The sequence below is a fragment of the uncultured Albimonas sp. genome, assembly GCF_963977235.1.
GTDB lineage: Bacteria > Pseudomonadota > Alphaproteobacteria > Rhodobacterales > Rhodobacteraceae > Albimonas.
The window spans coordinates 88848-115716 of the sequence record NZ_CAXBOD010000009.1; the positions used below are offsets into that span (position 1 = coordinate 88848).

The 26869-nt window shown below is 66.9% G+C and carries 19 protein-coding genes and 1 tRNA gene; 8 read left to right on the forward strand and 12 right to left on the reverse strand.

The features are described 5' to 3' along the window. Nucleotides 1-2001, reverse strand: a complete 2001-nt coding sequence (locus tag AAC134_RS07705) for an ATP-binding protein (protein WP_339948490.1) — start codon at nt 1999-2001, stop codon at nt 1-3. Between the two features lie 543 nt (nt 2002-2544). Here AAC134_RS07705 and AAC134_RS07710 point away from each other — a divergent pair. Then, nucleotides 2545-3549, forward strand: coding sequence for a hypothetical protein (locus AAC134_RS07710; RefSeq protein WP_339948491.1), 1005 nt, complete (start codon nt 2545-2547; stop codon nt 3547-3549). Nucleotides 3550-3817: 268 nt separating this feature from the next. Beyond that, complete coding sequence (locus AAC134_RS07715; protein WP_339948492.1) at nt 3818-6100, forward strand: restriction endonuclease; 2283 nt, start codon at nt 3818-3820, stop codon at nt 6098-6100. A gap of 240 nt (nt 6101-6340) precedes the next feature. On the opposite strand, the gene AAC134_RS07720 is transcribed toward AAC134_RS07715, so the two are convergent. The 5 genes from AAC134_RS07720 to AAC134_RS07740 all read right to left on the reverse strand — a co-directional run bounded on the left by AAC134_RS07720 (nt 6341) and on the right by AAC134_RS07740 (nt 12143). Beyond that, nucleotides 6341-7099 carry a hypothetical protein gene (locus AAC134_RS07720; protein WP_339948493.1) on the reverse strand — a complete coding sequence of 253 codons (759 nt, stop codon included), beginning with the start codon at nt 7097-7099 and terminating at the stop codon, nt 6341-6343. Nucleotides 7100-7372: 273 nt separating this feature from the next. Further along, entirely contained in the window at nt 7373-8938 is a 1566-nt protein-coding gene (locus AAC134_RS07725; protein WP_339948494.1) for a hypothetical protein, read from the reverse strand. Between the two features lie 208 nt (nt 8939-9146). Then, nucleotides 9147-9223 (reverse strand) — tRNA-Arg (locus AAC134_RS07730). 183 nt (nt 9224-9406) lie between these two features. Next, a complete protein-coding gene (locus AAC134_RS07735) occupies nt 9407-10498 on the reverse strand; it encodes a P1 family peptidase (RefSeq protein ID WP_339948495.1) in 1092 nt (363 codons plus the stop codon). Nucleotides 10499-10700: 202 nt separating this feature from the next. Beyond that, nucleotides 10701-12143 carry a HAMP domain-containing sensor histidine kinase gene (locus AAC134_RS07740; RefSeq protein WP_339948496.1) on the reverse strand — a complete coding sequence of 481 codons (1443 nt, stop codon included), beginning with the start codon at nt 12141-12143 and terminating at the stop codon, nt 10701-10703. A gap of 214 nt (nt 12144-12357) precedes the next feature. On the opposite strand from AAC134_RS07740, the gene AAC134_RS07745 reads away from it, so the two are divergent. The 6 genes from AAC134_RS07745 to AAC134_RS07770 all read left to right on the forward strand — a co-directional run bounded on the left by AAC134_RS07745 (nt 12358) and on the right by AAC134_RS07770 (nt 20041). After that, nucleotides 12358-13170 (forward strand): FkbM family methyltransferase, encoded by an 813-nt coding sequence (locus AAC134_RS07745; protein WP_339948497.1) that lies wholly within the window; start codon nt 12358-12360, stop codon nt 13168-13170. A gap of 515 nt (nt 13171-13685) precedes the next feature. Beyond that, nucleotides 13686-15743, forward strand: a complete 2058-nt coding sequence (locus AAC134_RS07750; protein ID WP_339948498.1) for an ABC transporter substrate-binding protein — start codon at nt 13686-13688, stop codon at nt 15741-15743. A gap of 122 nt (nt 15744-15865) precedes the next feature. Further along, complete coding sequence (locus tag AAC134_RS07755) at nt 15866-16870, forward strand: ABC transporter permease (RefSeq protein ID WP_339948499.1); 1005 nt, start codon at nt 15866-15868, stop codon at nt 16868-16870. Continuing rightward, nucleotides 16867-18045, forward strand: coding sequence for an ABC transporter permease (locus tag AAC134_RS07760; protein WP_339948500.1), 1179 nt, complete (start codon nt 16867-16869; stop codon nt 18043-18045). The genes AAC134_RS07755 and AAC134_RS07760 overlap by 4 nt, the downstream gene beginning before the upstream one ends. Then, a complete protein-coding gene (locus AAC134_RS07765; RefSeq protein ID WP_339948501.1) occupies nt 18042-19037 on the forward strand; it encodes an ABC transporter ATP-binding protein in 996 nt (331 codons plus the stop codon). Before AAC134_RS07760 ends, AAC134_RS07765 begins: the two co-directional genes overlap by 4 nt. Further along, nucleotides 19034-20041, forward strand: a complete 1008-nt coding sequence (locus AAC134_RS07770) for an oligopeptide/dipeptide ABC transporter ATP-binding protein (protein WP_339948502.1) — start codon at nt 19034-19036, stop codon at nt 20039-20041. Before AAC134_RS07765 ends, AAC134_RS07770 begins: the two co-directional genes overlap by 4 nt. 171 nt (nt 20042-20212) lie before the next feature. Here AAC134_RS07770 and AAC134_RS07775 read toward each other — a convergent pair whose 3' ends face one another. The 6 genes from AAC134_RS07775 to AAC134_RS07800 form a co-directional block, all read right to left on the reverse strand. Beyond that, entirely contained in the window at nt 20213-20992 is a 780-nt protein-coding gene (locus AAC134_RS07775; RefSeq protein WP_339948503.1) for a CoA-transferase, read from the reverse strand. Beyond that, a complete protein-coding gene (locus tag AAC134_RS07780) occupies nt 20989-21822 on the reverse strand; it encodes a CoA-transferase (RefSeq protein ID WP_339948504.1) in 834 nt (277 codons plus the stop codon). Before AAC134_RS07780 ends, AAC134_RS07775 begins: the two co-directional genes overlap by 4 nt. A gap of 816 nt (nt 21823-22638) precedes the next feature. Continuing rightward, nucleotides 22639-23694, reverse strand: a complete 1056-nt coding sequence (locus AAC134_RS07785; protein WP_339948505.1) for a YihY/virulence factor BrkB family protein — start codon at nt 23692-23694, stop codon at nt 22639-22641. Between the two features lie 256 nt (nt 23695-23950). Then, entirely contained in the window at nt 23951-24667 is a 717-nt protein-coding gene (locus tag AAC134_RS07790) for a gamma-glutamyl-gamma-aminobutyrate hydrolase family protein (protein WP_339948506.1), read from the reverse strand. A 200-nt stretch (nt 24668-24867) separates the two neighbouring features. Next, nucleotides 24868-25878: an amidoligase family protein gene (locus AAC134_RS07795; protein ID WP_339948507.1), complete on the reverse strand. Its 1011-nt coding sequence runs from the start codon at nt 25876-25878 to the stop codon at nt 24868-24870. A 130-nt stretch (nt 25879-26008) separates the two neighbouring features. Beyond that, on the reverse strand, nt 26009-26689 hold the full coding sequence (locus AAC134_RS07800; protein WP_339948508.1) for a hypothetical protein: 681 nt from the start codon (nt 26687-26689) through the stop codon (nt 26009-26011). Nucleotides 26690-26869 lie beyond the last annotated feature (180 nt).

Genomic DNA, 26869 nt, shown 5'->3' on the forward strand with positions numbered 1-26869 from the left:
TCATATACCAAGTTTATGAAAGAAGATTCCGTTTCGCATCTCTGCATCTCGCAGCACTTTGTCCCACGATAATACTTCCATGTATAGATTGTTGTTGCCAAACCATCTAAACCACCCGCCACCATCCGGCATGGGGGTGAACTCCTTCTCCATCTCCAACCATTCTTTCACCTTCTCGGTAATTTCGCACATCACATAGCCGTAAAACGGTGTATTATCCGCAACTAGGATTGGACGTCCCCTAGGAGTCTTGAACTTCCCTTTCTTGACATTATTTACATATCTGATGATCTGTTGCACTGGATCTTCTTTTGATGACGGGTTCGCAAAGTCATCGCGTCCTGGCTTCTTAAACTCGAAGACAGTGATTGGGTTGCTCGCCTCGTTATCCCCCCTAAACAGCACCGGCTTTTCAAACACCAACAAATCTGGACGCTCAGTTGCTCCTCCGTCCACGGGCCTGTCGGAACTAACGAAATTTGTGAAATTGAGGCGTTCATCGATAATCCAAAGATTGTGTTCCTCAAAAGGTGTCACAGCGGAATCGCCCTTGCGGGGAAATATAATGTCATGGACAGCCCCCTCGGATGGATACTTTTGGTCGCCAGTAAGCTCGAAGCTCTTCCCAAATAGCGTGAGAACGTGCTTCCGAAGCGCTATATAGTGAATCAAGTCATTACGACTTGTCTTGGATATCTGATCCAAAATCTTTGGTAGACCGTCGTTGAGATCCTGCGCATCTGTCTCGTTAAGCATCCTGCTAACCTGTTGTCGTATGGACACTTCCTGGGAGAACTTCTCTTTCTGAAATATCGTCTCTATTTGTTCTGGTGTCGGGTTGTAGGGCATCGACGCCAAGTCGATATCTTCCGCGATCGATCGGTGCCACGGAGCTGAGTCTTCGACGTAACCACGCACTTGTGCTCGTTTCTTCTCCTGACGTGCGGTGATAGTATCACCAAGTGCATCGCGCGCGATCTGGGCGACTGCCTGCTCGATCTCAAATTGCGAGATTGGATGAAGCAGATCATCGACCTTAGGAAACTCGAAACCGCCTCGCTCAAGAGAAACATTGGCATCTAGATATGGACCGAAGACATACGCCTTGACTATGTAATTACGATCTTTTTCCTCGCCCTCACGTGATCCTGCTTCGAAAAATTCATCAACGAATTCAGGGACAAAACTATGGATTGCCGTATCCGTAACCTCACGGCGATCTGCAACTAAGCTGATCTTACTTTTCTGATTTCGTGGAGCATAGACTTTAAACACGCGAACCGTAAAACTCTGAACTTTGTCCCCGGAACCAAGGATTATTTCTCCGTTCTGAAGCGGGATCTCCTGAATCATCGCAGAAAGTTGATTATTGACAAAGTTATTCAGAATTATGCGACTGGCTCCATCGTCCTCAGCAATCCCGATTTCGGGACACTGATAGTCGGCGTCAATGAAATAAGGGAGGAGCCGTTCCACAAGTGCCCTGGCAATAGTTTTGATCTTTTTGTCGGGAAATGCGCGCTTTACGTTGAGCATGGTGACACGGGAACCGATACCACCATCGGGACAATCCTCAATGCTTTCGTTAACGATGATGTCGGTTTGCTTACCCATTTTGAAGGAGCGCTTTTTTCGTCCATCTTCGTGTTCAAAAACGCTCTCAACTAGCAGATCATCGAAGTATTTGAGACAGGTAAAGCGCCCGAATCCCTTGCCACCATGCGCGATCTTGTGATCCGAATAAAGGGTATCGAATGAATTCCTGTTTTCGTCATTAAAGCCGATACCATTGTCAATGACAATGAAGCTCTCGACTGGCGGCTGACTGCCTTCAAGTTCCTGCTGGCTCGACCGCTTTACTAGAATATCGACGCGACCCGTTTTGGACGATGATGCTTCAATCGCCTGGATGGCGTTTACGATGGTTTCGACAAGAGGGGTGTAAATATTCGTCCCCGAGCGGATATTTTCGACAGCGCGTTTGACGTTAACGTTGCTCATAACCTAGCCTCGCCAAACTGATCGAGCTCGGCTCCAGACACGACGCTCCATTCCGAAAGTTCTTGAATGCTTTCGATCAAAAATTCAGATGTAAACAGGCTGCCCTGACTTGCCATTTCGCTTCTCAACACTCAATTTCCTATGATTTTTTGTTAGCATAGCAGGTGAGCGCGCCAAGATCACTCGCTAAACACGCTCCTCGCCACCCTATCCACAGTCGAGCTGGGCATCCACCCGCGGCGAGATCGCTCGACGGGCTTTGGAAGGGCATCCTGCTACGTCGATGGCTAAAGAGCGGCTCGCCAGCAAGCGATTGGAACGACGGCATGTTTCACTGGCTTGTTCAAAGCGTCAATGCCTCGACGGAGCCAGGGCCTGGGGGGATGCAACGGGGGCGCGCAGCGGGCCCCCTTGCCAAGAGGTGCGGTACTACCGCACACATCTTGCAATAAGCGCCAATGTTTAACCTGACCCCAAAGCAACCTGGGTGTCGAAACCCTTCGGCACCTCACACCATCCACGGCTCGGGCCATGGAGCCGGCAATGTCCAATGCGAAAGTAAGGCTATCGGCCGCACTTACCACGGCGCTTGCCCAAGTCGAAGAACTGATGGGTGAGCCTTTCGCCCTTGTCCCCAGGCTCATCCTGCATGAGGACGCCGCATTTTGGGCGCTCTGCGAGGTGGACGGAAAGGGCCTCACGATCCGGGTGAGCGAGGGCGTAGTCGCGGCCTTCGACGCTCTTTGGGCGGCTTTCCTCGCCACACAAGCGGAGCGTAGCGACGCGCTCCTGGCGCAAAGCCGCGTGATGGCCGACCTGTCGCTGGTATGGCTGATGCTCCACGAGATGCAGCATCACGATCTGAGGCACTTCGAGATCATCGGGCGCGGCGGCATCGCGGAGACGCGCGCGCCTCAAGTGCTGGCGCTCGTAGAGCGCCACGTTGCCCGGCCCAATCTCCTCGCAGGTTTTGGCCCAGCGGAAATGGCGAAGGTTGATCCCTGCCTGGAACTGCAGGCAGACCATGACGCGATCGAGCTGCTGATTGACGCTTACTCGACGGAGGAGTGGAAGAGCCTGCGCCATCGAGCGGCGGCTGTCGCGGCGATGATGGTGCTGATCGAAGTGGAAGACAGCCGGCACGGCGGCGCACTCTCAACGCACCCTAAGGCCGCAACGCGCATCTTTCAGTTGCTCGGACACGTGGCCGAGATGCCTTTCCTACCCGCCCGCTTCAAGGCGGAGGCGCGAGGAGCGGATACGATTGATCCGGCAGACCTGCCGCACGAGGACGAAGTGCGCGCCTTCGGCGAGGCGGTGACGCTGCCGCTCTATCGGGATTCCATAGGCCTTGCGGCGGCGGCCGGGGCGCTGGCCGTCCAGAACGACCTCGGATCGGCCGAAGCGTTCTTCGACGATATCGAGATAGCCAGCGTGGGGAACCCTCGCCACTTCCGTCGCCTCAAGACCGCAGGCGCAAAGCAATGGGCCGATTTCGTTCGGACCAACGTCACGATTCTTGAAAGATTAGGGCTGGCCGATTTGTGAGGCCGAAACTGCGTTGCGGCTCATTTCGGCTCAGGGCGAACGCCTAAACATCATCGATGCTGCGAAGCGGCGTCTCCCGAAAGCCGACGTTCGCTCTATCACACATCATCGTCGCGATCGCCGCAAACAGCTGGCACTGCGCGCCGATCGATAACCCGAGGCCTTCCCGCTCGATAATGTCACTGCTATGTTGCACAAGGCACTCTTTGCCGGTATTTATTAGAGTCCACGCGGCGACGTATGATAGTTTTATTTGGGGGGTGCCCGATTGACCGAAAACTACAGCTTCAAAAATCTATCTCCCATAGAGTTTGAAAGCCTTTGCCGTGACCTTTTAGGTGAGCACCTTGGCTGTCACTTTGAAGGCTTCAGCGAAGGTGCTGACCTAGGAATCGACGGAAGGTTTAAGTCAGCTTCTGGAGATATCATTCTCCAAGCGAAGCGATACACAGGTGAATTTGCAACACTTGAGCGATCGGCAAAGAAAGAAGCCACGAAACTCGCTAAGCTAAATCCGACGCGCTACGTCTTGACCGCCTCAGTCCCCCTCACGCCGCAACGCAAAGATAAGCTTGTCGCGGCGCTGAGTCATCCATCCGCCTCAACAACGGACATTTATGGTCTAATTGAATTAAATGAATTGCTCAGAAAATATCCGAACGTAGAGAAGAGAAATATCAAGCTCTGGCTCACTAGCTCCAGCGTATTGGAGAAGTTACTGAGTAGGGGGGGTGAGCTTTTTACAAAGGATACTAGGGACGATATCGACCGAAAGCTGAAGGTCTACGTCGCCAGCCCTAGCTTGGACGAAGCGTCTAAGATACTGGATAAACATCACGTTCTTATCATCTCCGGTCCTCCGGGCGTGGGCAAGACCACATTGGCTGAGGTGCTCGCCGCGCATTATTGTGATAGCGGCTGGGACCTTGTTGCTGTGCGGGACATCGACGACGCTTACAGCGCGCACTCTGAGGCCGAAAGTCAAGTCTTCTTGTTTGACGACTTCCTGGGAACAACACGACTGGATGAACGGTCTCTGGGAAGCAAAGATAGCAAAATTGCGCGCTTCATAAAGATGATCATGAAGAGTAAGAATAAGAGGTTCATACTTACTTCGCGATCGCACATATATCACGAAGCAAAACTAAATTCAGAGTCATTAGATCGTGCGTATGTAAAACTTGCTGAGTTAGTGATTGATCTGACTAGGTATAATCGAGAAATCCGCGCTCGTATTCTATATAATCACGTATATCATTCTGGAATCTCTAGTGCTGCGATTGCGAGCTTGCTGACCGGCGACAGCCTAATTCGAATTATTGACCACCCCAACTACATGCCTCGAATTGTTGAGTGGATGACGGATGAGTATGGCCTTCTGGAGGCAGATGATAGCACGTATGCGAAGACCTTTCTTGACGCGCTTGATAATCCGCACCGAATTTGGGAAAAAGCATTTCGAAGACATATCTCAAGGGAGTGCCAGATAGTTCTCTACTACCAGCACATTCTGGGTCGTTCGTCGGTGGTTACGCGCTCAATCGGACTTAGGGATCTGAAGGATGCATACAGGGCTGGCAATGAAGCATTCGGATTGGTGCGTGATGAAAGGTTTGAAGACAAGATAATGGTCCTTGAGGGGGCATTTCTTAAGTTAAACTCTGGGCAAACGTCGTTTATTAATCCATCTGTGCAAGATTTTCTGGAGGTCGAAGCGGCGTCTGTGGACGTAGTAGGGCCAATGATGCAGTCTTGCCTTACATGGGATCTCGCGCAGAGTCTGTGGGAGTTTGCCAAGATCCGTCTTGCAAATCGTCGAAAGGATTTGGTTGAAGTCGCATCTCTTCTCCAGCGTAGAGTGATCGAAGGTGCTCTACATGGCCGAGCATCGCTCGATGTCGTTTTGCGCACTGTAGGGGCTTCACTTATTGTGGTTGCGAATGCTGATCTAGTTCGCTATCTTAGATCGGAAGAGTTTGCAGACCACTGTTACATCAATGAGCCATCTCTCCCTGATACAATAAGTGAGCTAGAGTTCGGGGTGTATACTGCGCTCCCCTTGGCTCGCGCTGTCGCTCGACTAATGCGCTGGAAGCTCATGAAATTCCTTACAGATAGAGAATATCTTTTGGAGTTGGAGGAGGCGAGCGAGTTGTGCTCCAGCATAGAGGCTGCTGATGTTGAGTTTTCGGAAAAATTCTATGAGCGTTTGTCGGAAGAGGTCGGTTACACCGTCGAAAATCTTGATCCAATGGAGGTCGCTTCAGAGCATCGTGAAAGTACGGTTGCAGACTGGCTCGATCAAATCGAGAAAATTGAGAGGGTAGTTTCAGATTGGAGAGTAAGCGCCAAGAGAGAAGAGTTGGAAGTTATCGTGAGAAACTATGAATTTCAAGCTGAGCATCGGGAGGAGCGGTACCACAGAAGAGGGGCGCCACTTGTGTTCGGGGGTTCCACACCCGTTCCTGGAGCGGGAGCTGGTCCCTCAAGTTCTGCGAGGCCTATCTCCGATAATGCGTTGAGTGCTATGTTTTCTACGCTGAAAAAATAGTTGGTAACCCCATCTGTGCATAATTAGAAAATCGACAGGACTGTGAGCACTCGGTATTAGTAAATTACTTCTTCGAAGGTTGCGGCGCATCCTAGTTCGAACCGCTGCACGGGTGACGGGAGTGATCCTCCAGTGATCGCGCGGCATTCCGGCACAACGGCTGCTCTGACAGTGTTTCTGCGACCGCCATACTGCAATGCAGTCAGGCCGGTCTCCGCCCTTCGGGTCGCTCACAGTGTCCTACGTCACAAAATTCATCTCGACATCAAAGGTAGCCGGGGTGTTAGCAAGGGATGCGCGGACTAAGCTCTGTCGGTCCGCTGGCAGCGCTGCGTCCTCTGACATGACGACCACATACCGGTGGACTCCGGCGTCGTTGTGCTCAACAAGCGCGATGGGATCGCCGTTTGCTTCCTTGGGAAGCCACTGCTGGCCAACTCCAATTGAGGTTCGCACTTTCCGCTGATCCGCGCCAAGCGGGATCGGGTACCATTTGCGTTGGTAGCATTCGAAGGCGACAGCAACGCCTTTGATGGGGCTGGTGAGCCGAAGGCAGAAGCTCTGGCCCAGCCTGAGCGTCTGGACGTTCTCAGCTTGGTTGCCCGCCCGCTCCGTCAGGCCGCGTTCCGACTTCAGCGGCACCACCTCAAGCTTGCCTTCAGCCGAAGCATGCCGCTTCAGGAACAACTCCCAGTCCGTCTCTGGGTTCGACTGGAAGAGCTGCGGGGCAAGCTGCTGTCCGGTTTCGAAGTGATTGCCTATGAGCCAGGTGTGGATCGCTCGGACGCGGGTGCGAGCGATGCGACCTTTGCTGAAGTTGTTCATGTCGGACGCGCTGCGGGCTCTGGGTGAGCCGAGAGCGTCGTCCATCAAGTCCTCGGCATGCCGGCCGCTCAGGTCCGCCACCTGCCGAAAGACCCGATAGAGGCTTCTGATCGCAGCGATGCGCTCCGCTGTCGGCATCGCGTACCAGTCGATGGTCTCCGGATCGTCGCTCATGCCCGATTACCCGTTCTTGCCTGCCGGTTGCCCGCGCGCTGCGCGCGGTAGCTTCGCTATTGTTCGAAGTAAGTTCGTCGCTCGGCAAATATTACTTGCGCAATCTAGGAATTTATTCATATAATGTTCTCTTTATGTTCCAATGTTGGGGCGCGAATGAAGAACACGTGAGAATAGCCCGGCAGGGCGGAGAGGAGACACGACGATGGTCAAAGAAACACCACCAATCCCCGACAAGGCAAGGCCGCCGTCGCTCGCCATCGACTGGGACCTCTACGCCGCCATGTTGGCGGAGAGCGACGCCACCGACGCCCAGAAGCGCGAGCTGATCGAGACGCTTTGGGCCATCGTCGTCACCTTCGTTGATCTGGGGTTCAACCTGCAGCCGGCTCCGCAAAGCTGTGGAGAACTTTCCGCCGAGGGCGCCGGGGCATTGGCCGATCTGGTATCCTCGGACCTGACAGCAGCGACAACAAAAGAAGAGACGAACGCGGAGGGGCCGACCCCGACCGCGGCGGAAAGGAGTCCATCATGGGAGTGACGACGGATCAGCAGGCGGTGATCTACTGCCGGGTGTCGGGAACCAAGCAGGTGCGGCAGGGCGATGGCCTGGCCTCGCAGGAGACACGCTGCCGCGAGTATGCCCGCTACAAGGGCTACGAGGTCGTGGCCGTCTTCACCGACGACATGACCGGGGGCAAGACCGCCCGGCCGGGCATGCTCTCCATGCTGGCCGCTCTCAGCGCCCAGAAGCGCGAGACGGTCGTGATCATCGACGACATCTCGCGGCTCGCCCGCAGCCTGCAGGCGCATTTCGAGCTGCGCGCCTCGCTTGCCGCTGCAGGCGGCAAGCTGGAGAGCCCCTCGATCGAGTTCGGCGAGGATTCGGATTCCATCCTGGTCGAGAACCTGCTGGCCAGCGTCTCCCAGCATCAGCGCCAGAAGAACGCCGAGCAGACCGTCAACCGGATGCGTGCCCGGACCCTCAATGGCTATTGGTGCTTTCAGGCCCCGGTCGGCTACCGCTACGCCCGCGTCTCGGGCCACGGCAACTTGCTGGTGCGGGACGAGCCCCACGCCTCGACGGTGCAGGAGGCCCTGGAAGGCTTCGCCTGCGGCCGGTTCCAGAGCCAGGTGGAGGTGAAGCGCTTCCTCGAAAGCGTGCCCTCCTATCCGAAGGACGCGCCCGGCGGACAGGTCCGCAATCAGCGGGTTTATGAGCTGCTGACCCGTTCGATCTATGCCGGCTACATCGAGGTTCCGAACTGGAACGTGCCGCTGCGCCGGGGCCATCACGAACCGCTGGTGTCGTTCGCGACCTTCGAGAAGATCCAGCGCCGCCTGAAGGAGGGCGCGAAGGCCTCCGCCCGCAAGGACATCAATCACGATTTCCCGCTCCGCGGCTTCGTCACCTGCGACGACTGCGGCAAGCTGCTGACCGCCTGCTGGTCGCGCAGCAAGACAGGCCGCAAACACCCTTATTATCTGTGCCCGACCAAAGGCTGCCCGAGCTATCGCAAGTCGATCCGGCGCGACCTGATGGAGGACGAGTTCGGCGCGCTCGTCCAGACGCTGCAACCGACCGAGGGGCTGTTCGCCCTGGCGCGGCAGATGTTCAAGGACGCCTGGACGCAGCGACTCGACCAAAGCCGCGCCCGGATCGGCGAGGCCGAGCGCAAGCTGGCGGAGACGCAGAAGCAGATCGATGCGCTGCTGGACCGGATCGTGGACGCCTCCAGCGACAGCGTCGTGAAGGCCTACGAAACCCGCATCGCCAAGCTGGAGCGCGAGAAGGTCGCGCTGTCCGAATCCGCCCGATCCGGCGGCCAGCCGCGCCATACCTTTGAGGAGATGTTCGAACTCGCCATGCTCTTCCTCTCAAGCCCTTGGAAACTCTGGGCTTCGGAGAGCTACGCGCTCAAGCGGACGGTGCTGAGATTGGCCTTCGCGGAGCGTATCGGCTACCGACGCGAAGAAGGATTTCGAACCCCGCAAACAGCATTGCCGTTCAAGGTGTTAGGGGCGATGTGTGGGAGAAAAGGGGAAATGGCGCACCGGGGAGGATTCGAACCCCCGACCCCCAGATTCGTAGTCTGGTGCTCTATCCAGCTGAGCTACCGGTGCAGGGCGCTGCGGGCTTCGTTCCGCGGCGCGTGCGGGCTTTTAGCCAGAGGGCCGGGGGAGTGCAAGGGGGGTTTTGGCCTGAGCGACGCAACGTCGTGCAAACAGGCCCCTCGCCGGCCCAGCCCCCCGGCAAGCGACCGCCGAACCGCGGCGGCGGCGCGTGATCCCCGCCAGGCTCCGGGGTCAGGCGAGGTCGCTCCAGGCCGGGCGGCCGCCGGGCAGCGCGGTGGCGGCGAAGGCCGCGCGCGCGACCGAGCGGGCCACGCAGTCGGCCGCGGCCGAACCGACCGCGGCAAGGCGCAGGGCGCGCTCGCGGCCCTCGCCGGCGGGCACGCGCTCGGTCGAGAGGGCGAAGATCGTGTCCCCGTCCATCGGCGTGTGCGAGGGGCGGATCGCGCGCGCCAGACCGTCCTGGGCCATCATCGCCAGCCGCTTCGCCTCGGCCGAGGTCAGGGCGAGGTCCGTCGCCGCCAGGCCGATGGCGGTGGCGCGGCCGGGCTCGGCGGCCGCCGCGTCGGCGGGCGCGAGGGAGAGGCGGCCCTCGGCCGGCAGCGGCGCCGGGTCGCGCATGGCATGGGGGTCGGGGCGCGCGCCGCCGAACTCCCAGACGCCGTGGGAGTCCTGCATCTCGAAGGGCCAGGCCCAGAAGGCGCGCGAGCCGGGGACCAGCACCGAGCCGACGGGATTCGCCGCCACCAGCGCCGACACGGTCACGTCGGCGCCGTTTGCGCCCAGCCCCGGCAGCACGACAGAAGCCGAGCCCACCCCTCCCTTGATCCGCCCCGCGTTGGCGCCGGTTCCCGCGCCGACGCTGCCCAGCGCAAAGTCGACCGAAGCCGCGGCCAGCGCCTCGCGCGCGAGTCGGGGATGAGGGGGGCCGCCCTCGGCCGCAAAGGTCTCGGCGAACCCGGGGGCGAGGTCGAACAGGATCGCCGAGGGCACGATGGGCACCGGCGGCAGGCCCGGCGGCATCGGCAGCCCCTCGCCCCGGGCCGAGAGCGCGGCGGCCACCGCGTCGCCCGCGCCAAGCCCCAGCGCGGAGCCGCCCGAGAAGACCACCGCGTGCAGGCCCCCCACCAGGTTCTCGGGCGAGAGGACCTCGATCTCCCGCGTGCCGGGGCCGCCGCCGCGCACGTCGGCGCCGGCGGGGACGCGGCCGGGGGCGAGGATCACGGTGACGCCGGTCGCCAGATCGGCGTGGCGCGCGTGGCCGACGCGCAGGCCCGCGACGTCGGTCAGCAGGTTGCGAGGGCCGGGGCGGACGGAAGCGGACATGCGGACTCCAGGGGCCGGGACGGACGGCCCCGACCATAGGGGCGCGGAGGGCCAGAGGGAAAGGCGGCGCCCGCTCGCCCGGCAGGCGGGACGCGGGCGGGACGCGGGCGGCGCCCGGCCCGACGCTCAGCCGACCGTCCAGCCCCACACGCTCCGCCCCACACGCTCCGCCCGACGCGAACCCGGTCGCGCAACCCGGCGCTCAGGCGGCGGAGCGGCGATCGGGGCGCCCGCCCGGCGCCAGGCGGGGGCCGGCGGGGAGGGTGACGCGGAAGGCAGCGCCCTCGGTGGTGGAGGTCGCCAGCTCCACCCGGCCGCCATGGGCGCGGGCGAGCTCGGCGGCGATGGCCAGCCCCAGCCCCGCGCCGCCGCGGGTGGCGCCGCCCTTGAAGGGGGTGAACAGGTTGGCGCGCGCCTGCTCGGGCAGGCCGGGGCCCTGGTCGGCGACCTCGATCACCACCGACTCCCCCTCCCGCGCGGCCCCGATGCGCACCTCGCCCGAGCGTCCCGCGTTCTCCATCGCCTGGCGGGCGTTGCGCGCGAGGTTCACCAGCACCCGGTGCAGCTGGTCGGGATCGGCGGGCGCGGTCAGCCCCTCGGGCGCCGCGTTGACGAAGCGCACCCCCGCGCCGGCGGGCTCGGCGGCGTTGCGGTCGGGGAAGACCACGTCGCCCACCTCCTCGGCGAGCGCGCGCAGGACCACGGTGCGGATCACCGGCGCCGGCTCCTCGGTCTTGCCGAAGTCGAGCGTGGAGGCGCACAGCGCCGCCGCCCGGTCGAGCGAGCGGATGATCTTGGGCCCCACCCGCGCCACCCGCGGATCGGCCGAGCCCTCCAGCCGGTCGGCCAGCAACTGCGCCGTGGTCAACAGGTTGCGCAGATCGTGGGAGACCTTGGCGAGCCCCTCCCCCATCGCCGCCAGCCGCGCCTTCTGGCGGAGCGCCGAGCGCAGCTCGGTCTCGAGGCCGGCGAGCGTCTTCTCGGCCTCGGCGATCTCGGCGATGGAGCTGTCGGGGCGGATCACCCGCTCGGGGTCCTCGGGGTCCTCGGCGAAGCGGCGCATGTTCTCGATCACGCGGGTCATCGGGCGCACCAGGAAGCGGCGCAGCGCCAGCCAGATCAGCAGGCCCGTCAACAGCGCGATCACCGCCGACATCGCCAGGATCTTCAGCGCATACGAGACCATGGCCGCGTGCAGGCGACGTTCCTCCAGCGTCGCCTCGATGGCGTCGCCGCCCCCGTTGACCGGCATCCCGATCACCCGGATCACCCGTTCGCCGCCCAGCAGCAGCACCCGGCCGGCGTGGCGCCACTGGGCGAACGCGCCCTCGGTGCGCAGGTCGTAGGTGGCGTCGATCGGGCGCGGCGCGGGCTGGGCCAGGATCAGCACGCGGGCCTCGTCGCGCTGCAGGACGATGTTGAGCACCTCGGCGGTCTTGAGCAGCTCCGCCTCGAGGTCGGGCGTCACCATGTCGTCGGGCGTCGCCAGCAGCGCCAGCGAGGCGATCTGCGCCCGCTCCAGCCGCTCCTTGAGGTAGGTCTCGCGATAGGTGACGACCGTGGGCGCGAAGAACAGGCCCTCGATCAGCATCACGAAGGCGGCGGTCAGCAGCAGCAGCCGGCCGGAGAGGCTTCGGATCAGCATGGCCGCGCGCAGGTGGACATCGCGCTCCTCCCTCGTCCGCGGGACCCCACGCGGGCCCCGGGACCGACGCCGCCCCTGCGGCGCCGAGTTGCCGTAATTGTAGGGCTGAGGTAGGAGGCGCGCCAGTGGCCGCGGCGACCCGCCCCGCATTGCGGGCGCGCCCGCGGCCCCGCGCGCAGGCCCGCAGCAGGCGGGATGGGGGGAGGACCAGCCGATGCCCACGACCCTTGAGGTCATGCTGAAGGGAAAACGCCTTCGCGTTCAGGCCCGCTCGGAGATCGAGCGCGCCTTCTGGGCGCCCTTCGCGCAGGGGTCCGAGCACGTGGGGTGGGAGGACGAGACCCTCGATTTCGTCGCCGCCCGCGCCGCGCGCGGCGTGGTCTTTGTCGACATCGGCGCCTGGATCGGCCCGGTCAGCCTGCTGGCGGCCTCGAAAGGCGCGCGGGTGCTGGCGCTCGAGCCCGACCCCGTGGCGCGCGCCGCGCTCGAGGAGAACCTGGCGCTGAACGGCCTGCGGGCCGAGATCGTGCCCTCGGCCCTGCATGCCGACGGCGGTGGGCTGACGCTGTTCGGCGGGCGGCGGGGCCTGGGCGGCTCAATGACCTCGGCGCTCGGCGTGCATCGCGGCGAGCCGGTGCACGTGCCCACCGTCACGGTCGAGGAGGTCGCCGACCGCGCCGGCGAGGGCCCCGCGCTGATGAAGGTCGACATCGAGGGGCACGAATACGCGCTCGGCCCCGAGCTCGCCCGCCTGCGCGCCCGCCTTGGCGGGGCCGCGGCGCCGACCGGGGCGGCGCTGCACCTGTCGCTGCATCCGCGGCTGCTGACCAAGAAGCTGCGCCGCTCGTGGACCCTGTTCGCCACCCGCCGCGCCTTCGAGGCGACGCGCGACCTGCTGGCCTGCTTCGGCGAGGCCCCCGCCACGGTCTCGGGCGAGACCGGCGGTCCGCTCGACGAGGCGGCGCTTCGCGCGCGCTTCGCGCGACGCGGGGGCGTGCGCAACTTCGCCGTCGAGATCGGCGGCTGACGCCGCCCCCCCCCGGGGACCGCGCAAGCGGTCCCGGCCCTCTGCTCTCCACTGCGCACGCGGCCCCGGCCCTCTGCTCTCCACCGCGCAAGCGGCCCCGGCCCTCTGCTCGCCACCGCGCACGCGGTCCCGGCCCTGCTTGCAGCGGCGCGTGCGACCCGATCCCCGCGCGCGGCCGGGCAAACGGCGCCGCGCCTGCTCGCCGCGGCTCGGGCGACCCCCGCCCGGCCGCCTCCGCCGGGCGGTCCCTGCCCGCTCCCCCCGATCGTTTCTCATCGCGGTGAACGACGTCCGCCTGCGGTTTGCGCACCTGCGCCTGCCGAACAGGCGCCCGGGTTCGTTGGCGCGCGAATGAACGCCGGCTCGGCCCGGTTTGCTTGACAGGCGCGTAAGGCGAGTCGCAGCCTGATCACGCCCCGTCAACCGGCGCGGGCGAAACGCCATGCTGGCCCCGTCCAAGGCCGCTCTTCACGCCCCGAGTTCCGCAGCTCACTCCAGGAAAACAAGAGGACCGCATGAAACGCCAGTTGCTCGCGAGCGCTTCGCTCTGCGCCGTCGCGACCGTTTTCGCCGCCGCCGCCGCCGCCCAGGAATGTCCGACCGTCACCGTCGCCGACCCGATGGGCGTCGGCGCGGGCGCCTACCCCCAGCAGTATGACCTGGCCGAGTTCCAGGAGCTGGCCTCCTGCGAACTGAGCTACCAGGAGAACCCCTCGATCGGGGAGCTGAACGCCAGGATCGTGGGCAACCCCGCAGAGCTGCCCCCGGTGGCCGAGCGCCTGCCGCAGGAGCCGCTGGTGGTGGCCCCCTACGCCAGGATCGGCGCCTACGGCGGCGTGCTCGACGGGCTGTCGAACGCGACCGAGGCCGGCACCTCGGACCTTCTGTCGGTGCGCCACGTGAACCTGGTGCGCTTCTCCGACGACCTGCAGACGATCGTGCCCAACGTCGCCAAGTCCTGGGAATGGAACGAGGACTTCACCGAGCTGACCTTCGTCCTGCGCCGCGGTCACAAGTGGTCCGACGGCGCCCCCTTCACGGCCGAGGACGTGGCGTTCTGGTACAACGACGTCACCATGAACCAGAACCTGGTGGAGAAGCCCCGCGACCTGTGGTTCGCCGGCGGCGAGCCGTTCACGGTCGAGGCGGTGGACGAGGTCACGGTCAAGTTCACCATGGCCGCCCCCAAGCCCGGCCTGCTGGCCTCCTTCGCCACCGACTTCGCCCAGCCCTTCCTGCCCAGGCACTTCTTCGGCCCCTACCACCCCGACGTCTCGGACGACGCGGACGCCAAGGCCAAGGAACTGGGCTTCGAGAGCGGCTATGAGCTGATCAACTTCTACTACGGCGCGTCGGACTGGAAGGACGTGCCCTCGCCCTACCTCAAGGACCCCGAGCGGATCCCCGACCTGCCCGCGGCGGTCGCCCCCACGCTGGAAAGCCACATCACCGTCGAGGACACCACGGAAGGCCGGCGCGTCGTCGCCAACCCCTACTTCCACATGGTCGACACCGCCGGCAACCAGCTGCCCTACTTCAACGAGATGGCCGAGCTCTACGTCAACGAGAACGAGGTCCGGATCCTGAAGATGGTCAACGGGGAGGTCGACTACAAATCCCAGTCGATCACCCTGCCCGACGCGCCCACGCTTCTGGATGGGCAGGAGGCCGGCGGCTACGTCGTCGACCTTCGCCCGCAGATCGCCGCGCCCACGATCACCTTCAACCTGACCGACGCCGACATGGGCAAGCGGGCGCTGTTCTCCGAGAAGGAGTTCCGGCTCGCGATGTCGACCGCGATCAACCGCGAAGAGATCAACTCGGTCGCCTATTTCGACCTCGGCGCCCCCAAGCAGAGCCTGACCTTCGCCCCCACCCCCTCGTTTGCGAGCGAGGAGCAGGCGACCTTCGCGACCGAATACGACCCCGACGGCGCCAAGGCCAAGCTGGACGCGCTGGGCGCGGTGGATGCGGACGGCGACGGTTGGCGCGACCTGCCCGACGGCTCTCCGCTGACGCTCAACATCCAGTTCGCCACCCAGGGCGTGGCCACCGCGGTGATCGAGCTGGTGGCCCAGCACTGGAAGGACGTCGGCGTCAACGCCACCATCAAGGAGGTGACGCCCGACGAGTATCGCGCCGCCCAGTCGGCCAACGAGCTCTCGGTCCACGTCTGGCTGCACGGCGCGCCGATCCCGGTGCTGCTGGGCGACCCGCAGCCCTTCATCGCGCCGTTCGGCAGCTACTTCTTCCTGCGCAACGGCATGCTGTGGGCCCAGTATCTCGAGACCGACGGCGCCGAGGGCGTCGAGCCCCCCGCCTGGGTCGGCGAGTGGAAGGACCTGGTCCTCTCGTGGCAGCAGCACCTGCCCGGCACGCCCGAGTCCGACGACCTGGGCGCCCAGCTGATCGAGGCGCAGCTCGACCAGCTGATCTTCATCGGCCTGGTGGAAGCGCCGAACCCGATCTACCACTCCGCCAAGCTCGAGAACTTCGAGACGCCCAAGACCTGGTCCTACGAGTACTACCGCGTCTACCCCTACCGCCCCCAGCAGTGGTCCCTGGCCGACTGACGCGTCAGGCGTGAGACCCGCGCGCGGCCGGCCCGGCCGCGCGCGCCCCCGCCCCTCCCATCCCGCCCCTCCCATCCCGCGCGGCCCCCGCCGCGCCCGAGCGCCAGGAGCCGTCGCGCCGCATGGCCTTCGCCCGCTTCATCGCCGTGCGTCTCGTCAGCTCGCTGGCGACGCTGCTGCTGATCTCCTTCATCGTGTTCTCGCTGATGGAGCTGGTGCCGGGCAACTGCGCCGAGCGCTACATCGCCTACAAGAACACCCAGGGGCAGACGATCACCCAGGCCGACATCACCGCGATGGAGGTCACCATGGGCCTCGACCGCCCGTTCGTGGAGCGCTGGGGCGGCTGGGTCTGGGGGGTGTTCGCCGAGGGCGACTTCGGCGCCTCGTGCCTGATCCGCGCCGACGTGACCACCATCGTGGGCGACAAGTTCTGGCTCAGCCTCTCGCTGTGCCTGGGCGCGCTGCTGCTGGCCTATCTGATCGCGGTGCCGGTGGGGATCCTCTCGGCCCGGGTGCGGGGCGGGTGGTCGGATTCGATCCTGCGGCTCGCCTCCTACCTCGGCCTCGCGCTGCCCAACTTCCTGCTGGCGCTGATGATCCTGCTGGCGGCGACGGTGTTCTGGAAGGTGGACCTGACGGGCCTGTTCTCGGCCCCCTACCGCGAGGCGCCGTGGTCCTGGGACCGCTTCGTGGACATGCTCTCCCACGCCTGGGTGCCGATCGTGATCCTGGGCTGGTCGGCCACCGCCTTCGCGCTGCAGACGGTGCGGGCGCTGGTCTCCGACGAGCTCGACAAGCTCTATGTCACCGCCGCCATGGCGCGCGGCGTCACCGGCCGGCGGCTGCTGTGGCGCTATCCGGCGCGCCATGCGCTGGGGCCGCTGGTGAACTCGGTCGGCTTCGACCTCAACCGGGTGTTCAATGAACTCCCCATCGTCGCCGTGGTCCTGATCCTGACCGACGCGGGCAAGCTTCTGTTCGACGCGCTGGCGCGCTCGAACGATCAGGAGCTGGCCGGCGCGATCATCTTCATGCTGACGGCCTCGATCGTGGGGCTGAACTTCCTGACCGACATCCTTCTCGCGGTGATCGACCCGCGCGTGCGCAAGGGGCTGTTCAAATGATCGCGCGGGTGTTCGGCCGCGGGGCGGCGCAGTCGAAGGAAGACTATTTCACCGCCTCGCAGAGCCAGCTGATCTGGGCGCGGTTCAAGCGCAAGCGCTCCTCGATGGTCGCGGCCGCGATCCTGCTGATCTTCGTGCTGTGCGGGGTGTTTGCGGATTTCCTCTCGCCCTACGACCCGACCTCGGCGGGCCGCAACCCCGACTACACCAACGGCGCCCCCCAGCTGCCGCAGTTCTGCGACGACCGGGGCTGCTCGCTCGTCCCCTTCATCAAGGGGGTCGAGCGCTATCGCGGCGCCGACACCAACTTCCGCTGGGTGACGCGCGAGACGGACGAGCGGCGCTATGTCGAGCTGTTCGCCGAGGGCTGGACCTACCACTGGTTCCGCATGGACGTGACCCTGCCCCTCGTCGGCCGCGTCTTCGTGCCGGGCATCGCGCTCGACACCCACCTCTTCGGCCTCGAGGGCGAGGGCTTCATCCACATCGCGGGCACCGACGCGCAGGGCAAGGACATCTTCTCGCGCACGCTCCACGCCATCGGGGTCAGCCTCGCGGTGGGGACCATCGGCGTGGTGATCTCCTTCGTGCTGGCCCTGGTCATCGGCGGCACCTCGGGCTACTTCGGCGGGACCTACGACACCGTCGTGCAGATGGTCACCGACGCCGTGCGCACGGTGCCCACCATCCCGCTGTTCATGGCGCTCGCGGCCTTCGTGCCCGACGAATGGTCGGCCGAGACGCGGTTCTTCTTCATCTCGATGATCATCGGCCTGATCAACTGGCCGACGCTCGCCCGCCGCGTGCGCACCCACATCCTGGCCGAGCGCAACGCCGATTACGTGCTGGCGGCCGAGCTCTGCGGCGCCCGCCCGGGCCACGTGATCCGTCGTCACCTGCTGCCCAGTTTCGCCAGCTACATCATCGTCGATCTGGTGATCTCGTTTCCCTACATGGTGCTGTCCGAGACCGCGCTCTCCTTCATCGGCCTCGGCCTGAAGGACCCGGTCAACTCGCTCGGCGTCATGCTCCAGAACACCACCAAGGTGGACGTGCTGCTGAACTACCAGTGGTATTTCATCCCCGTGCCCGTCTTCGTGTGCCTGGTGCTGGCCTTCGTCTTCGTGGGCGACGGGCTGCGCGACGCCGCCGACCCCTATTCGGAGCGCAAATGACCCTGCTGTCCGTCCGCGACCTGACGGTGCGGTTCGCCACCGACGAAGGGCTGGTGACCGCCGTCGACCGCGTCTCGTTCGACCTCGAGCCCGGCGAGGTGATGGGCCTCGTGGGCGAAAGCGGCTCGGGCAAGTCGGTGACCGCCAAGGCGATCATGCAGTTGAATTTCGGCGGCGTCCGCTATGGCGAGGACAGCCGCATCCTGCTGAGCCTCGATGGCCAGGAGACCGACGCGCTGAAGCTGAAACGCCCCCGCGACCTGCGCCTGGTGCGCGGCGGCGCGGTGTCGATGATCTTCCAGGAGCCGATGGCGAGCTTCGCCCCCGCCATCACCATCGGCGACCAGATGGTCGAGCAGCTGATGCTCCACAAGCGCGTCTCGAAGGCCGAGGCCAAGCGGACCTCGATCGAGTTCCTCGACCGCGTCGGCATCTCCGACGCCGCCCGCCGCTTCGACCAGTATGCGTTCGAATTGTCAGGCGGCATGCGCCAGCGGGCGATGATCGCCATGGCCCTTTCCACCCGCCCGCGCCTGCTGATCGCCGACGAGCCGACGACCGCCCTCGACGTCACCATCCAGGCCCAGGTGATCGACCTGATGAAGGAGATCGTGGCCGAGTTCGGCATGGCGATCATCTTCATCACCCACGATCTCGGCGTCATCGCCCAGACCGCCGACAAGGTCGCCGTCATGTACCTCGGCAAGATGGTCGAGCAGGGCCCGGTGCGCGAGGTGATCCGCACCGCCTCCCACCCCTACACGCAAGGGTTGCTGAACGCCCTGCCCGACCTCGGCGACCTCGACACGCCCCTCCAGCCGGTGCCCGGCGACATCCCCAGCCCGCTCGAGCGTCCCGCGGGCTGCGTCTTCCACACCCGCTGCCCCGAGAAGATCCCCGGCCGCTGCGACGCCTCGGTCCCGGCCATGGCCCCCGTCGCCCCCCGCCACGCCTGCGCCTGCTTCGCGCGCGAGACGGAGGGCGCCGCATGAGCCGGCCGCTGATCGAGGTCCGCGACCTCTCGGTCCAGTACGCGCTCAAGGGCGGGCTGCTCGGCGGCCCCACGATGCTGCGGGCCGTGGACCGGGTGAACCTCGAGATCCCAAAGGGGTCGTTCTTCGGCCTGGTCGGCGAGAGCGGCTCGGGCAAGACCACGCTCGGCCGCGCGATCCTCAAGGCGGCGCCGATCGCGGAGGGCGCGATCGAATACGACGACGGCGAGGCCCGCCACGACGTCGGCGCGATGAAGAACAAGGGCGAGATCCGCGACTTCCGCAGGCGGGCCCAGCTGATCTTCCAGGACCCCTACGCCGCCCTCTCCCCCCGCATGACCGTCCGCGACATCATCGCCGAGCCGCTGGAGGTGATGGGGATCACCAGGACCCGCGCCGAGACCGACGAGCGCGTGCGCGAGATCGCCGCCCGCTGCCGGCTGAACGTCGAGCATCTGCGGCGTTTCCCCCACGCCTTCTCCGGCGGCCAGCGCCAGCGCATCTCCATCGCCCGGGCGCTCGCCCCCATGCCCCGTTTCCTGGTGGCGGACGAAAGCGTGGCGGCGCTCGACGTCTCGATCCAGGCCGATATTCTCAACCTTCTCAAGGGGCTGCAGCGGGACCTCGGCCTGACCTTCCTGTTCATCAGCCACGACCTCTCGGTGGTGGCTCATGTCTGCGACCACGTGGCGGTGATGTATCTGGGCCGCCTGGTCGAAACCGCGCCCACCCGCGCCCTGTTCGCGCGCCCCCTGCACCCCTACACGCGCGCCCTGCTGTCGGCGATCCCCTCGCTCGACCCCGACGACCGGGGGCGCGCCTGGAAACTGCAGGGCGAGATCCCCTCCCCCGCCAACCCGCCGTCCGGCTGCCGTTTCCGCACCCGCTGCCCGTTTGCGCGCGAGCGCTGCGCGGCCGAGGAGCCCGCCCTGCGCCCGATGGCGAACGGCCACGAGACCGCCTGCCACTTCGCCGAGGAGCTGGAGGGCGCCGTCCCCGCCTGAGCCCGCGCGCCCTGCGCGCCGCCCGCCGGCGCGCGAGGGTGGGCGGGTGGGGAGCGTGCCGGGGGGCGGCGCGCAGGGCGCGCGAGAGGGCCGGCCTCGCGACGCCGGGCCCCGAATGCGAAACGCCCCGGGACAGGCCGGGGCGTTTCTCGAGGCCGGAGGGCGCCGGCCTCAGGCGGCCTGGCGAGCGATGCCGAAGACCCGCTCGGCAAACTCCGGATAGGGGTTGGCGATGGTGGGCGCGATCTCGGAGCGGATCACGCCGAGCGTCTCGGCCGAGGGCGGCGCGGTGGTGGGCACGCTCTCGGGCAGGTCGAAGTCGAAGCCGGTGTTGTCCTTCACCTCCTCGACCGTGACGCCGGGGTGCACCGACGTCAGCGTGAACCGCGCCCGCGCCCGGTCGAAGCTCATCACGCACAGGCCCGTCACCAGCGCATGGGCGCCGCCGGGCCGGAACACGCCGGGCTCGGAGGCGCCGGGGGCGGAGACGAAATCGACCTTCGGCACGAAGATGCGGCGCGTGTGCTCCTCGCGGAACAGGATCACGCGGGGCACCTGGAAATAGAGGAAGGCCGAGCCGAACGCCCCCGACCAGCGCACGTCGCCCTGGGGATAGGCGCCCGCGCCGGTGAGGTTGATGTTGCCCTGTCCGTCGATCTGGCCCCCCGACAGGAAGAACCCGTCGACGCGGCCCTGGGCGGCCATGTCGAACAGCTCGAGCCCCCCGTCCATCCGGTGCGCCGGCAGGTCCGAGCCGATGATCGTCACCCGCCCCCCCGAACGCGAGGCCGCCAGCAGCGCCCCCGCGCCAGGGATCGGCGAGAGCACGCCGACGGCCACATGCCGCGCCCCCTCCAGCAGGTCGCCGACCACCGAGATCAGCAGCTCCTCGCGCTTCACCTCGCCCATCGCCGCCCCCGTCGACTCGCCCGTCGTCGCGCCCCCGCTCATTCCGCCGCCTCCGCGTGGGAGGGCGTCAGCAGCGCCAGCCACTCGTCCCCGCCGCCCGAGCGGGCGGACTGCCGCGCGGCCGAGGCGTAGGCCCGCACCGCGCCGGGATCGAGCGCGTAGTCGGGCGGACAGGCCAGTGGCCAGGCGCCGCCGGGGGCCTCGGCCAGCGCCTCGACGTAGATCGGCGTGATCAGGTTGGCCGACCTGGCCTCGTCCTCGCGCAGGTCGTGGTCGACGATGCGCTCGGCGGTGACGAGGGTGCAGCGGGCGGCGTGGGCCATGATCTTGAGCTCATGGCGCCCGCCGATCCAGGCGTTGCCGAAGCGGTCGGCCTCCGAGACGTGGACCACCGCGAAATCGGGGCGGATGGCGGGGATCAGCACGATCGGATCGCCCGACTCCTCGAACGGGTTGTCGATCACCCGCCAGTCGGGACGGTTGGCCAGGATGTCCGAGCCGATGACGCCGCGGATCGGCATGAAGGGGATGCCCTTCTCGCCGGCCTGCAGGCCGGTGTAGACGGCCGGACAGGTGGCGTCGCGGATCTCGACCCGGCCGGTCTTCACCGCCTCGGCGAAGAACGGCGCGGGGCCGAACTCGCCCAGGCTGACGCCCGAGGTCTCGATGATCTTCACGCAGCCGCCCCCGATCAGCGCGTCGGCGAAGACGCCCGCGGTGGGGGCGGTGACCAGGTGCAGGTTCTTTGCGCCGCGCCGGATCATCTCGCGCGCCAGCGCCATCGGGGCGTTGGGCTCCTTGGCGACGGAGACGAGGGCGCCGTCGGGGATCCGGGCGGCAAGGTCGGCGAGGTCGAGCACGGGCGGACGCATGGGGTCTCCTCCGGGAGGGGCCGTCTTCGCGGCCAGTCGTGGGGCGCCGGGGCGCGAAAGTTGACAGCTGTCAACTCGGGCCGCGCGCGGGATCGGATTCCCCGCGGCCACGCCGTAAAATCGGCCCTGCCTGTCGGTCGGTCAAGCCTTCGTCGTCAGGACACCTTTGCAAAGCGCACAGGGCGGGCCTGCGGAGACCGGCTCCGCACGACCGCCAGATCGCATGAGGCTGCGAGTTCCCTTGCGCTTGGGGTGTCGCGTGCACCCTCGAACCTGCCGCCATTGCGCTTGTTGGTGCGCACAGCCAGGTCCCTGCCGCAACGAGGGCATTGCGATGCATCGCGTCCGGCGCGTCCGGCGCGGGCGGCCGAGGCGCGCGACATGGGCGCCTCGCGAGAGGAGACTGGCCGAGAGGCCGGGGTGCGACAGGCGATCGCGGCAGCGTGCCAGCTCATCGCGGCCGATCAATGCCGAGCGCCGCGTCGCGATCAGGGCCACCCACTCGTCTCCGCCCCACGCCACGCCGGCGGGCATCGGCCTCCTGGCCTCCGCGTCGCCGATGAGAACGACAAGGCTGAGGACATGGCGGCAGGGCGCGCCCGGGAGGTCTTGCGCCGCCGAAGATCCAGCCCGTGATGTTCGTCGTTTCGATCGCGAAGATCCCGAACCTCGACAGAAAGACGGGGTCGACCTGTGTGGCGCCATCCTCGAGGGGAAGCGGCAGAGGGAAACGCTGGCGGGCGCTCTTGCCCGCACCAAGTCAGGCGCGCCCCCGCCCGCACCAGGATCGGGCGGGCGCCCCCGCCCGCGCGGAGGTCAGCCCGTCGGCGGGGGCGTGTCGGCCACGTGGGCGCCGCGCTCGCCCATCGGGCGGGGGGCGCCGGCGGTGGTGTCGACGCGGGTCTGCTGCTCGGCCTCGGCGTTCAGGGCGGCGCCGATCAGCACCGCGAAGGCCGACAGCCACAGCCACATCAGCAGGATCACCACGCCTGCCAGCGCCCCGAAGCTCTCGTTGTAGGAGCCGAAGTTCGAGACATAGGCCGAGAAGCCGATCGAGGCCGCCAGCCACAGTCCGCAGGCCGCGATCGAGCCCGGCGTCAGCCAGCGCCACTTGGCTCCCCGCCGGTTCGGCCCGAACCGGTAGAGGATCGACAGGCCCAGGATCGTCATCCCCATCAGCAGCAGCCAGCGGGCGCCGCGCAGCAGGATCTCGGCGGTGACCCCGAGGTCGACGATGGCGAAGATCGTGGGCAGAACCAGCGCCGCCCCCAGGCCCGCGATCAGCCCGAAGATCATGCACACGGTCAGCGCGAGCACGATGGCGGTGCGCTTGAAGAAGCCGCGGGTCTCGCGCTCGCCATAGGCGACGTTGAGGCCCTCGACCAGGCTCGCCACCCCGCGCGAGGCCGACCACAGCGCCAGCCCGATGCCCAGGATCGCGGCCAGGCCGAGGCCCCGCTGCGCGCCGGCGACGTCGCGCGCCTGGCCGAGCACGATCTCGGCCGCCTCCTGGGGCAGGACGCCGGCGAAGGTCTGCAGCTGCTCGGTCACCCGCGGCGGATCGAGCACCAGCCCCCCCAGCGCCATCGAGGCGGTGATCGCGGGGAACAGCGCCAGCAGCCCGTAGAAGGCGACGCCCGCGGCGATCAGGCCGACATGGTCGGTGTTGAGCGCCCGCCAGACCCGCCCCAGCACCTCGCGCCAGCCGGGGCCGGGGATCCGGCCTGGACGCTCGGCATGGTGGCCCCGCTCGGCGGGGGAGGCGGCGGACTCGTCCTTCGCGCCGGCGGCGGAGGAGGTGTCCTGCGCGGCGGCGGCGGCGTTGGAGGCGGAGCGGGGCGGCGGGGCCGCGTGGGGATCGGTCGGGGTCATCGGGCTCCATCCAGCCGCCGCCGCGCGGCGCCGCTGGGGCGGCAATGGGCCGAAGCCGCGGCAAGGGGAAAGCGCTTGGGCGAGGGCGAGGGCGAGGGGCGCCGCCTCGCGGGTCGGGCGAGAGCAAGCCGCGGCGCCGGGCGCATTGGCGCGGGGTTTGAGGCGTCGGGGCGTGGGGCCACGTCGGGGCGTGGGGGCGAACCGCCCCCGGACGCGGCCCGGCGCGCGGCAAGCGGCCGGGAGGCGCGGGGCCGCGTCATGCGCCGGGCGCCCGGTCGGGGACGGCCGCAGGCTCGGTTTCCGGCTCGGGCGCGGGCTCGTTGCGCGCGGCGCGGCGCTGCTCGGCGGGGCCGGCGCCGTGCACGGCCGCGGCGAAGGCGCGGAACAGCCGACGGTGCGGGCGCCGCCAGAGCAGGAACTCGGGGTGCCACTGCACGCCGAAGCGGAACCGGGCCGAGGGATCCTCGACCGCCTGAACCACGCCGAATTCGTCGCGCGCGGCCACCCGCATCCCCTCGCCCAGCTTGTCCACCGCCTGGTGGTGGAGGCTGTTGACCCGGAACGTCTCGCGCCCGATCACGTCGCGCAAGCGCACGCCCGGCTCGGTGGTCACGGTCTTCACCGGCAGGGGCGTCCACATCCGGGGCACGTCGGCATAGGCCTCGCGCATTTCCTGGTGGATGTCGCCGCCGCGGTGGATGTTGAGCATCTGCGCCCCGCGGCAGATCCCCAGCACCGGCACGTCGCGCGGCAGGGCGTGGTCGAGAACCCGCATCTCCATCGCGTCGCGCGCCGCGTCGATGCGCACGTCGAACAGGGGCTTGGCACCGTAGAGGTCGGCGCCGATGTCGTCGCCCCCCCCGATCAGGAACCCGTCGAAATCGGAGAGGTCGAGGTCCGCGTCGAGCGGCGCGGTCAGCCGCGTCGGGCGCAGGCCCATCACCCGCAGCCCCAGCCACGACAGCCACCACATCCAGCGCCCGCCCCTGGCCGAGGCGGTGACGCCGATCCGCGGCGGCCCCTCGCGACGCCGGCCGGGGGGCGACGTCCTTTTCGGGCTTCCCGGGCTTCCCGAGCCTCCCGGGCGCTGCGGGTCGCGCGCCGCGCCGCGCGCGGCTGACGACGGCGCGCCCTGCCGCGCGGCGCCCTCGGTCCGATCGTGCCGAGCGCCGGTCATTCGAGCAGCATCCACTCGGTGGCCAGGATCGCCCAGGAGGTCGGGAACATCCGCCGCGCGTTCTCCGACCAGGCCCGGCCCATCGCCTCGAGGCGCTCGGGGCGTTCGGCCATCTTCTCGACCATCCGCCAGCGGTTCCACTCCACCGAGACGTTCCAGCCCTCGCGCCCGAGGTCCGCGTTGGGCAGGCGGTAATGGAAGGTCGGCCGCGCGTGGATCTTCTCGTCCGGCAGGGCCGAGCGCACCCGCTCCTCGTCCAGCCAGCAGAACAGCGGCAGCATGTCGAGCTCGCGGTTCCGGGTCGGGTTGTCCTCGAGATAGTCGTCGATCAGCCCTTCGAGCGAGGGGGCGTAGCCCGGCTCGGTGATCCGTTCGACGTATTCCTTGGGGAACGGGTCGGCGAAGGCCGCGATGCGGCGGGTGGCGTCGAGCTCGGTCACCTCGCGCAGCCAGTCCGAGAGCAGCACGTAGGAGCGCAGCATCGAGGTCAGCCACGCCGGGTCCGCGGTGGCGACCTCGGGGTTCAGCTGGGCGCCGAACGCGTGCAGGGGGCTGTCGTCGGTGCCCACGGCGCCCGCGCTGCGCAGCGCCTCGACCAGCGCGTCGATGCGCGGCAGCTCGGTCAGGGGCACCGGCGGGCAGACGATCTCGCACGGCACCAGCAGCGAGGAGACGTCGCCGTAGAGGCTGCGCAGCTCCTCGCCCATCTCCTCGAGGAAGCGGTCGATGCCCTTGCGGGTCTCGGTCTCGGTGGGCTTGTCGCGATGGGCGTGGCGGGTGTCGAGCTCGACGGTGAAGTCGCCCAGCTCCGCATCCTTGACGTGGAAGCGGTGGGGGTCCTCCTCGTAGAGGTCGCCCCCGAACAGGTCGCGCACCAGCCGCGCGCCGTCGCGCGCCGAGATCGCGGCGAACTCCAGCTCGACGCCCACGCGCCGCTCCTCGCCGTCCTCCCGGGTCAGGCGGGGGGGCGGGAGGAAGTCTCTGCCGGGCAGGGTCGAGCGGGTCATGGGATCCTTGCGTCTGCGTCGTTGGGTCAGCGCCGCGGGGATGCGCGGCGGGACGGTCGCCGTTCACCTATGGCGCAGGCGCGCATCGTCCACCCCCCGGGGGCCGCTTCCGTGGCATGGAGGGGGCCGCTCAGCCGAAACAGGCCGCGGCCTCGAGGATCCCGCGCAACTGCCCCGGCAGATCCGGCGGCGCGCCCCGGAAGGCGCCGTCGAGCGCCGCAGTCCCCACCGTGAACCCCGCGCAGCCCGCCCGCGCCATGGCCTGCACCCGCTCGGGCCGGTCGATCGATCCCGCCGCGATCACCGGCTTGCCGGCGGCGGCGCAGACCTCGGCGGCCAGCGCCTCGGCGGGGACCCGGCCGCGGTAGGCGAGCAGGTCCAGCCCCGCCACCTCCGGCCGCGCCGCCAGCGCCCGGGCCGAGGCCGCGATCTCGGCCGCGTCGCCCTCCAGCACGCTGGGATGGCCCGAGATGCGGCCGGCGAACGGGTAGTAGCCGATCCCCGTCCCCGCCAGCAGCTGCGCGGCGACGTCCGCGCGGCAGCCGCCCAGCAGCCGGTCCACCCCGATCTCGATGCCCGCGCGCACCGAGGCGGCCTCGCGGTCCGCGTCCAGCGACACCACCTCCAGCCAGCAGGTTCCCCCCGCGGCCCGGATCCGGGCCGCGATCGCGCGCAGCGCCTCCACCGGCAGACCCACGTCCTTGAAGCCGATCTGGCGCACCCCGGCCGCGAGCGCGGTTTCAAGATGCGCCGGCGCGTCGGGGACGGTCAGGTCGTTTCGGGTCAGCATGAAGATGAAGCCGGGGCGCATGGCGGGGGTTCCCTGAAGACGGCGCGGCAGCGCCTGAGCATAGGCCGGGGCCGCACCCTGCGCGATCAAAATCGATACGCCCCGCGCCGTGCCCCGCGCGCCGCCGCCGCCCGGTCCCTGCGCCGTCGACGGGGACGCAGGGCGGGGCGGTCGCGGCCGCGCAGCGGACGCGCCGGGGCG

Bases quoted from the DNA above. Each gene is read 5' to 3' on its own strand.
- AAC134_RS07705 (WP_339948490.1), bottom strand. From the start codon at position 2,001: ATGAGCAACGTTAACGTCAAACGCGCTGTCGAAAATATCCGCTCGGGG.
- AAC134_RS07710 (WP_339948491.1), top strand. From the start codon at position 2,545: ATGTCCAATGCGAAAGTAAGGCTATCGGCCGCACTTACCACGGCGCTT.
- AAC134_RS07720 (WP_339948493.1), bottom strand. From the start codon at position 7,099: ATGAGCGACGATCCGGAGACCATCGACTGGTACGCGATGCCGACAGCG.
- AAC134_RS07725 (WP_339948494.1), bottom strand. From the start codon at position 8,938: ATGGCGCGGCTGGCCGCCGGATCGGGCGGATTCGGACAGCGCGACCTT.
- AAC134_RS07735 (WP_339948495.1), bottom strand. From the start codon at position 10,498: ATGTCCGCTTCCGTCCGCCCCGGCCCTCGCAACCTGCTGACCGACGTC.
- AAC134_RS07740 (WP_339948496.1), bottom strand. From the start codon at position 12,143: ATGCTGATCCGAAGCCTCTCCGGCCGGCTGCTGCTGCTGACCGCCGCC.
- AAC134_RS07745 (WP_339948497.1), top strand. From the start codon at position 12,358: ATGCCCACGACCCTTGAGGTCATGCTGAAGGGAAAACGCCTTCGCGTT.
- AAC134_RS07750 (WP_339948498.1), top strand. From the start codon at position 13,686: ATGAAACGCCAGTTGCTCGCGAGCGCTTCGCTCTGCGCCGTCGCGACC.
- AAC134_RS07755 (WP_339948499.1), top strand. From the start codon at position 15,866: ATGGCCTTCGCCCGCTTCATCGCCGTGCGTCTCGTCAGCTCGCTGGCG.
- AAC134_RS07760 (WP_339948500.1), top strand. From the start codon at position 16,867: ATGATCGCGCGGGTGTTCGGCCGCGGGGCGGCGCAGTCGAAGGAAGAC.
- AAC134_RS07765 (WP_339948501.1), top strand. From the start codon at position 18,042: ATGACCCTGCTGTCCGTCCGCGACCTGACGGTGCGGTTCGCCACCGAC.
- AAC134_RS07770 (WP_339948502.1), top strand. From the start codon at position 19,034: ATGAGCCGGCCGCTGATCGAGGTCCGCGACCTCTCGGTCCAGTACGCG.
- AAC134_RS07775 (WP_339948503.1), bottom strand. From the start codon at position 20,992: ATGAGCGGGGGCGCGACGACGGGCGAGTCGACGGGGGCGGCGATGGGC.
- AAC134_RS07780 (WP_339948504.1), bottom strand. From the start codon at position 21,822: ATGCGTCCGCCCGTGCTCGACCTCGCCGACCTTGCCGCCCGGATCCCC.
- AAC134_RS07785 (WP_339948505.1), bottom strand. From the start codon at position 23,694: ATGACCCCGACCGATCCCCACGCGGCCCCGCCGCCCCGCTCCGCCTCC.
- AAC134_RS07790 (WP_339948506.1), bottom strand. From the start codon at position 24,667: ATGTGGTGGCTGTCGTGGCTGGGGCTGCGGGTGATGGGCCTGCGCCCG.
- AAC134_RS07795 (WP_339948507.1), bottom strand. From the start codon at position 25,878: ATGACCCGCTCGACCCTGCCCGGCAGAGACTTCCTCCCGCCCCCCCGC.
- AAC134_RS07800 (WP_339948508.1), bottom strand. From the start codon at position 26,689: ATGCGCCCCGGCTTCATCTTCATGCTGACCCGAAACGACCTGACCGTC.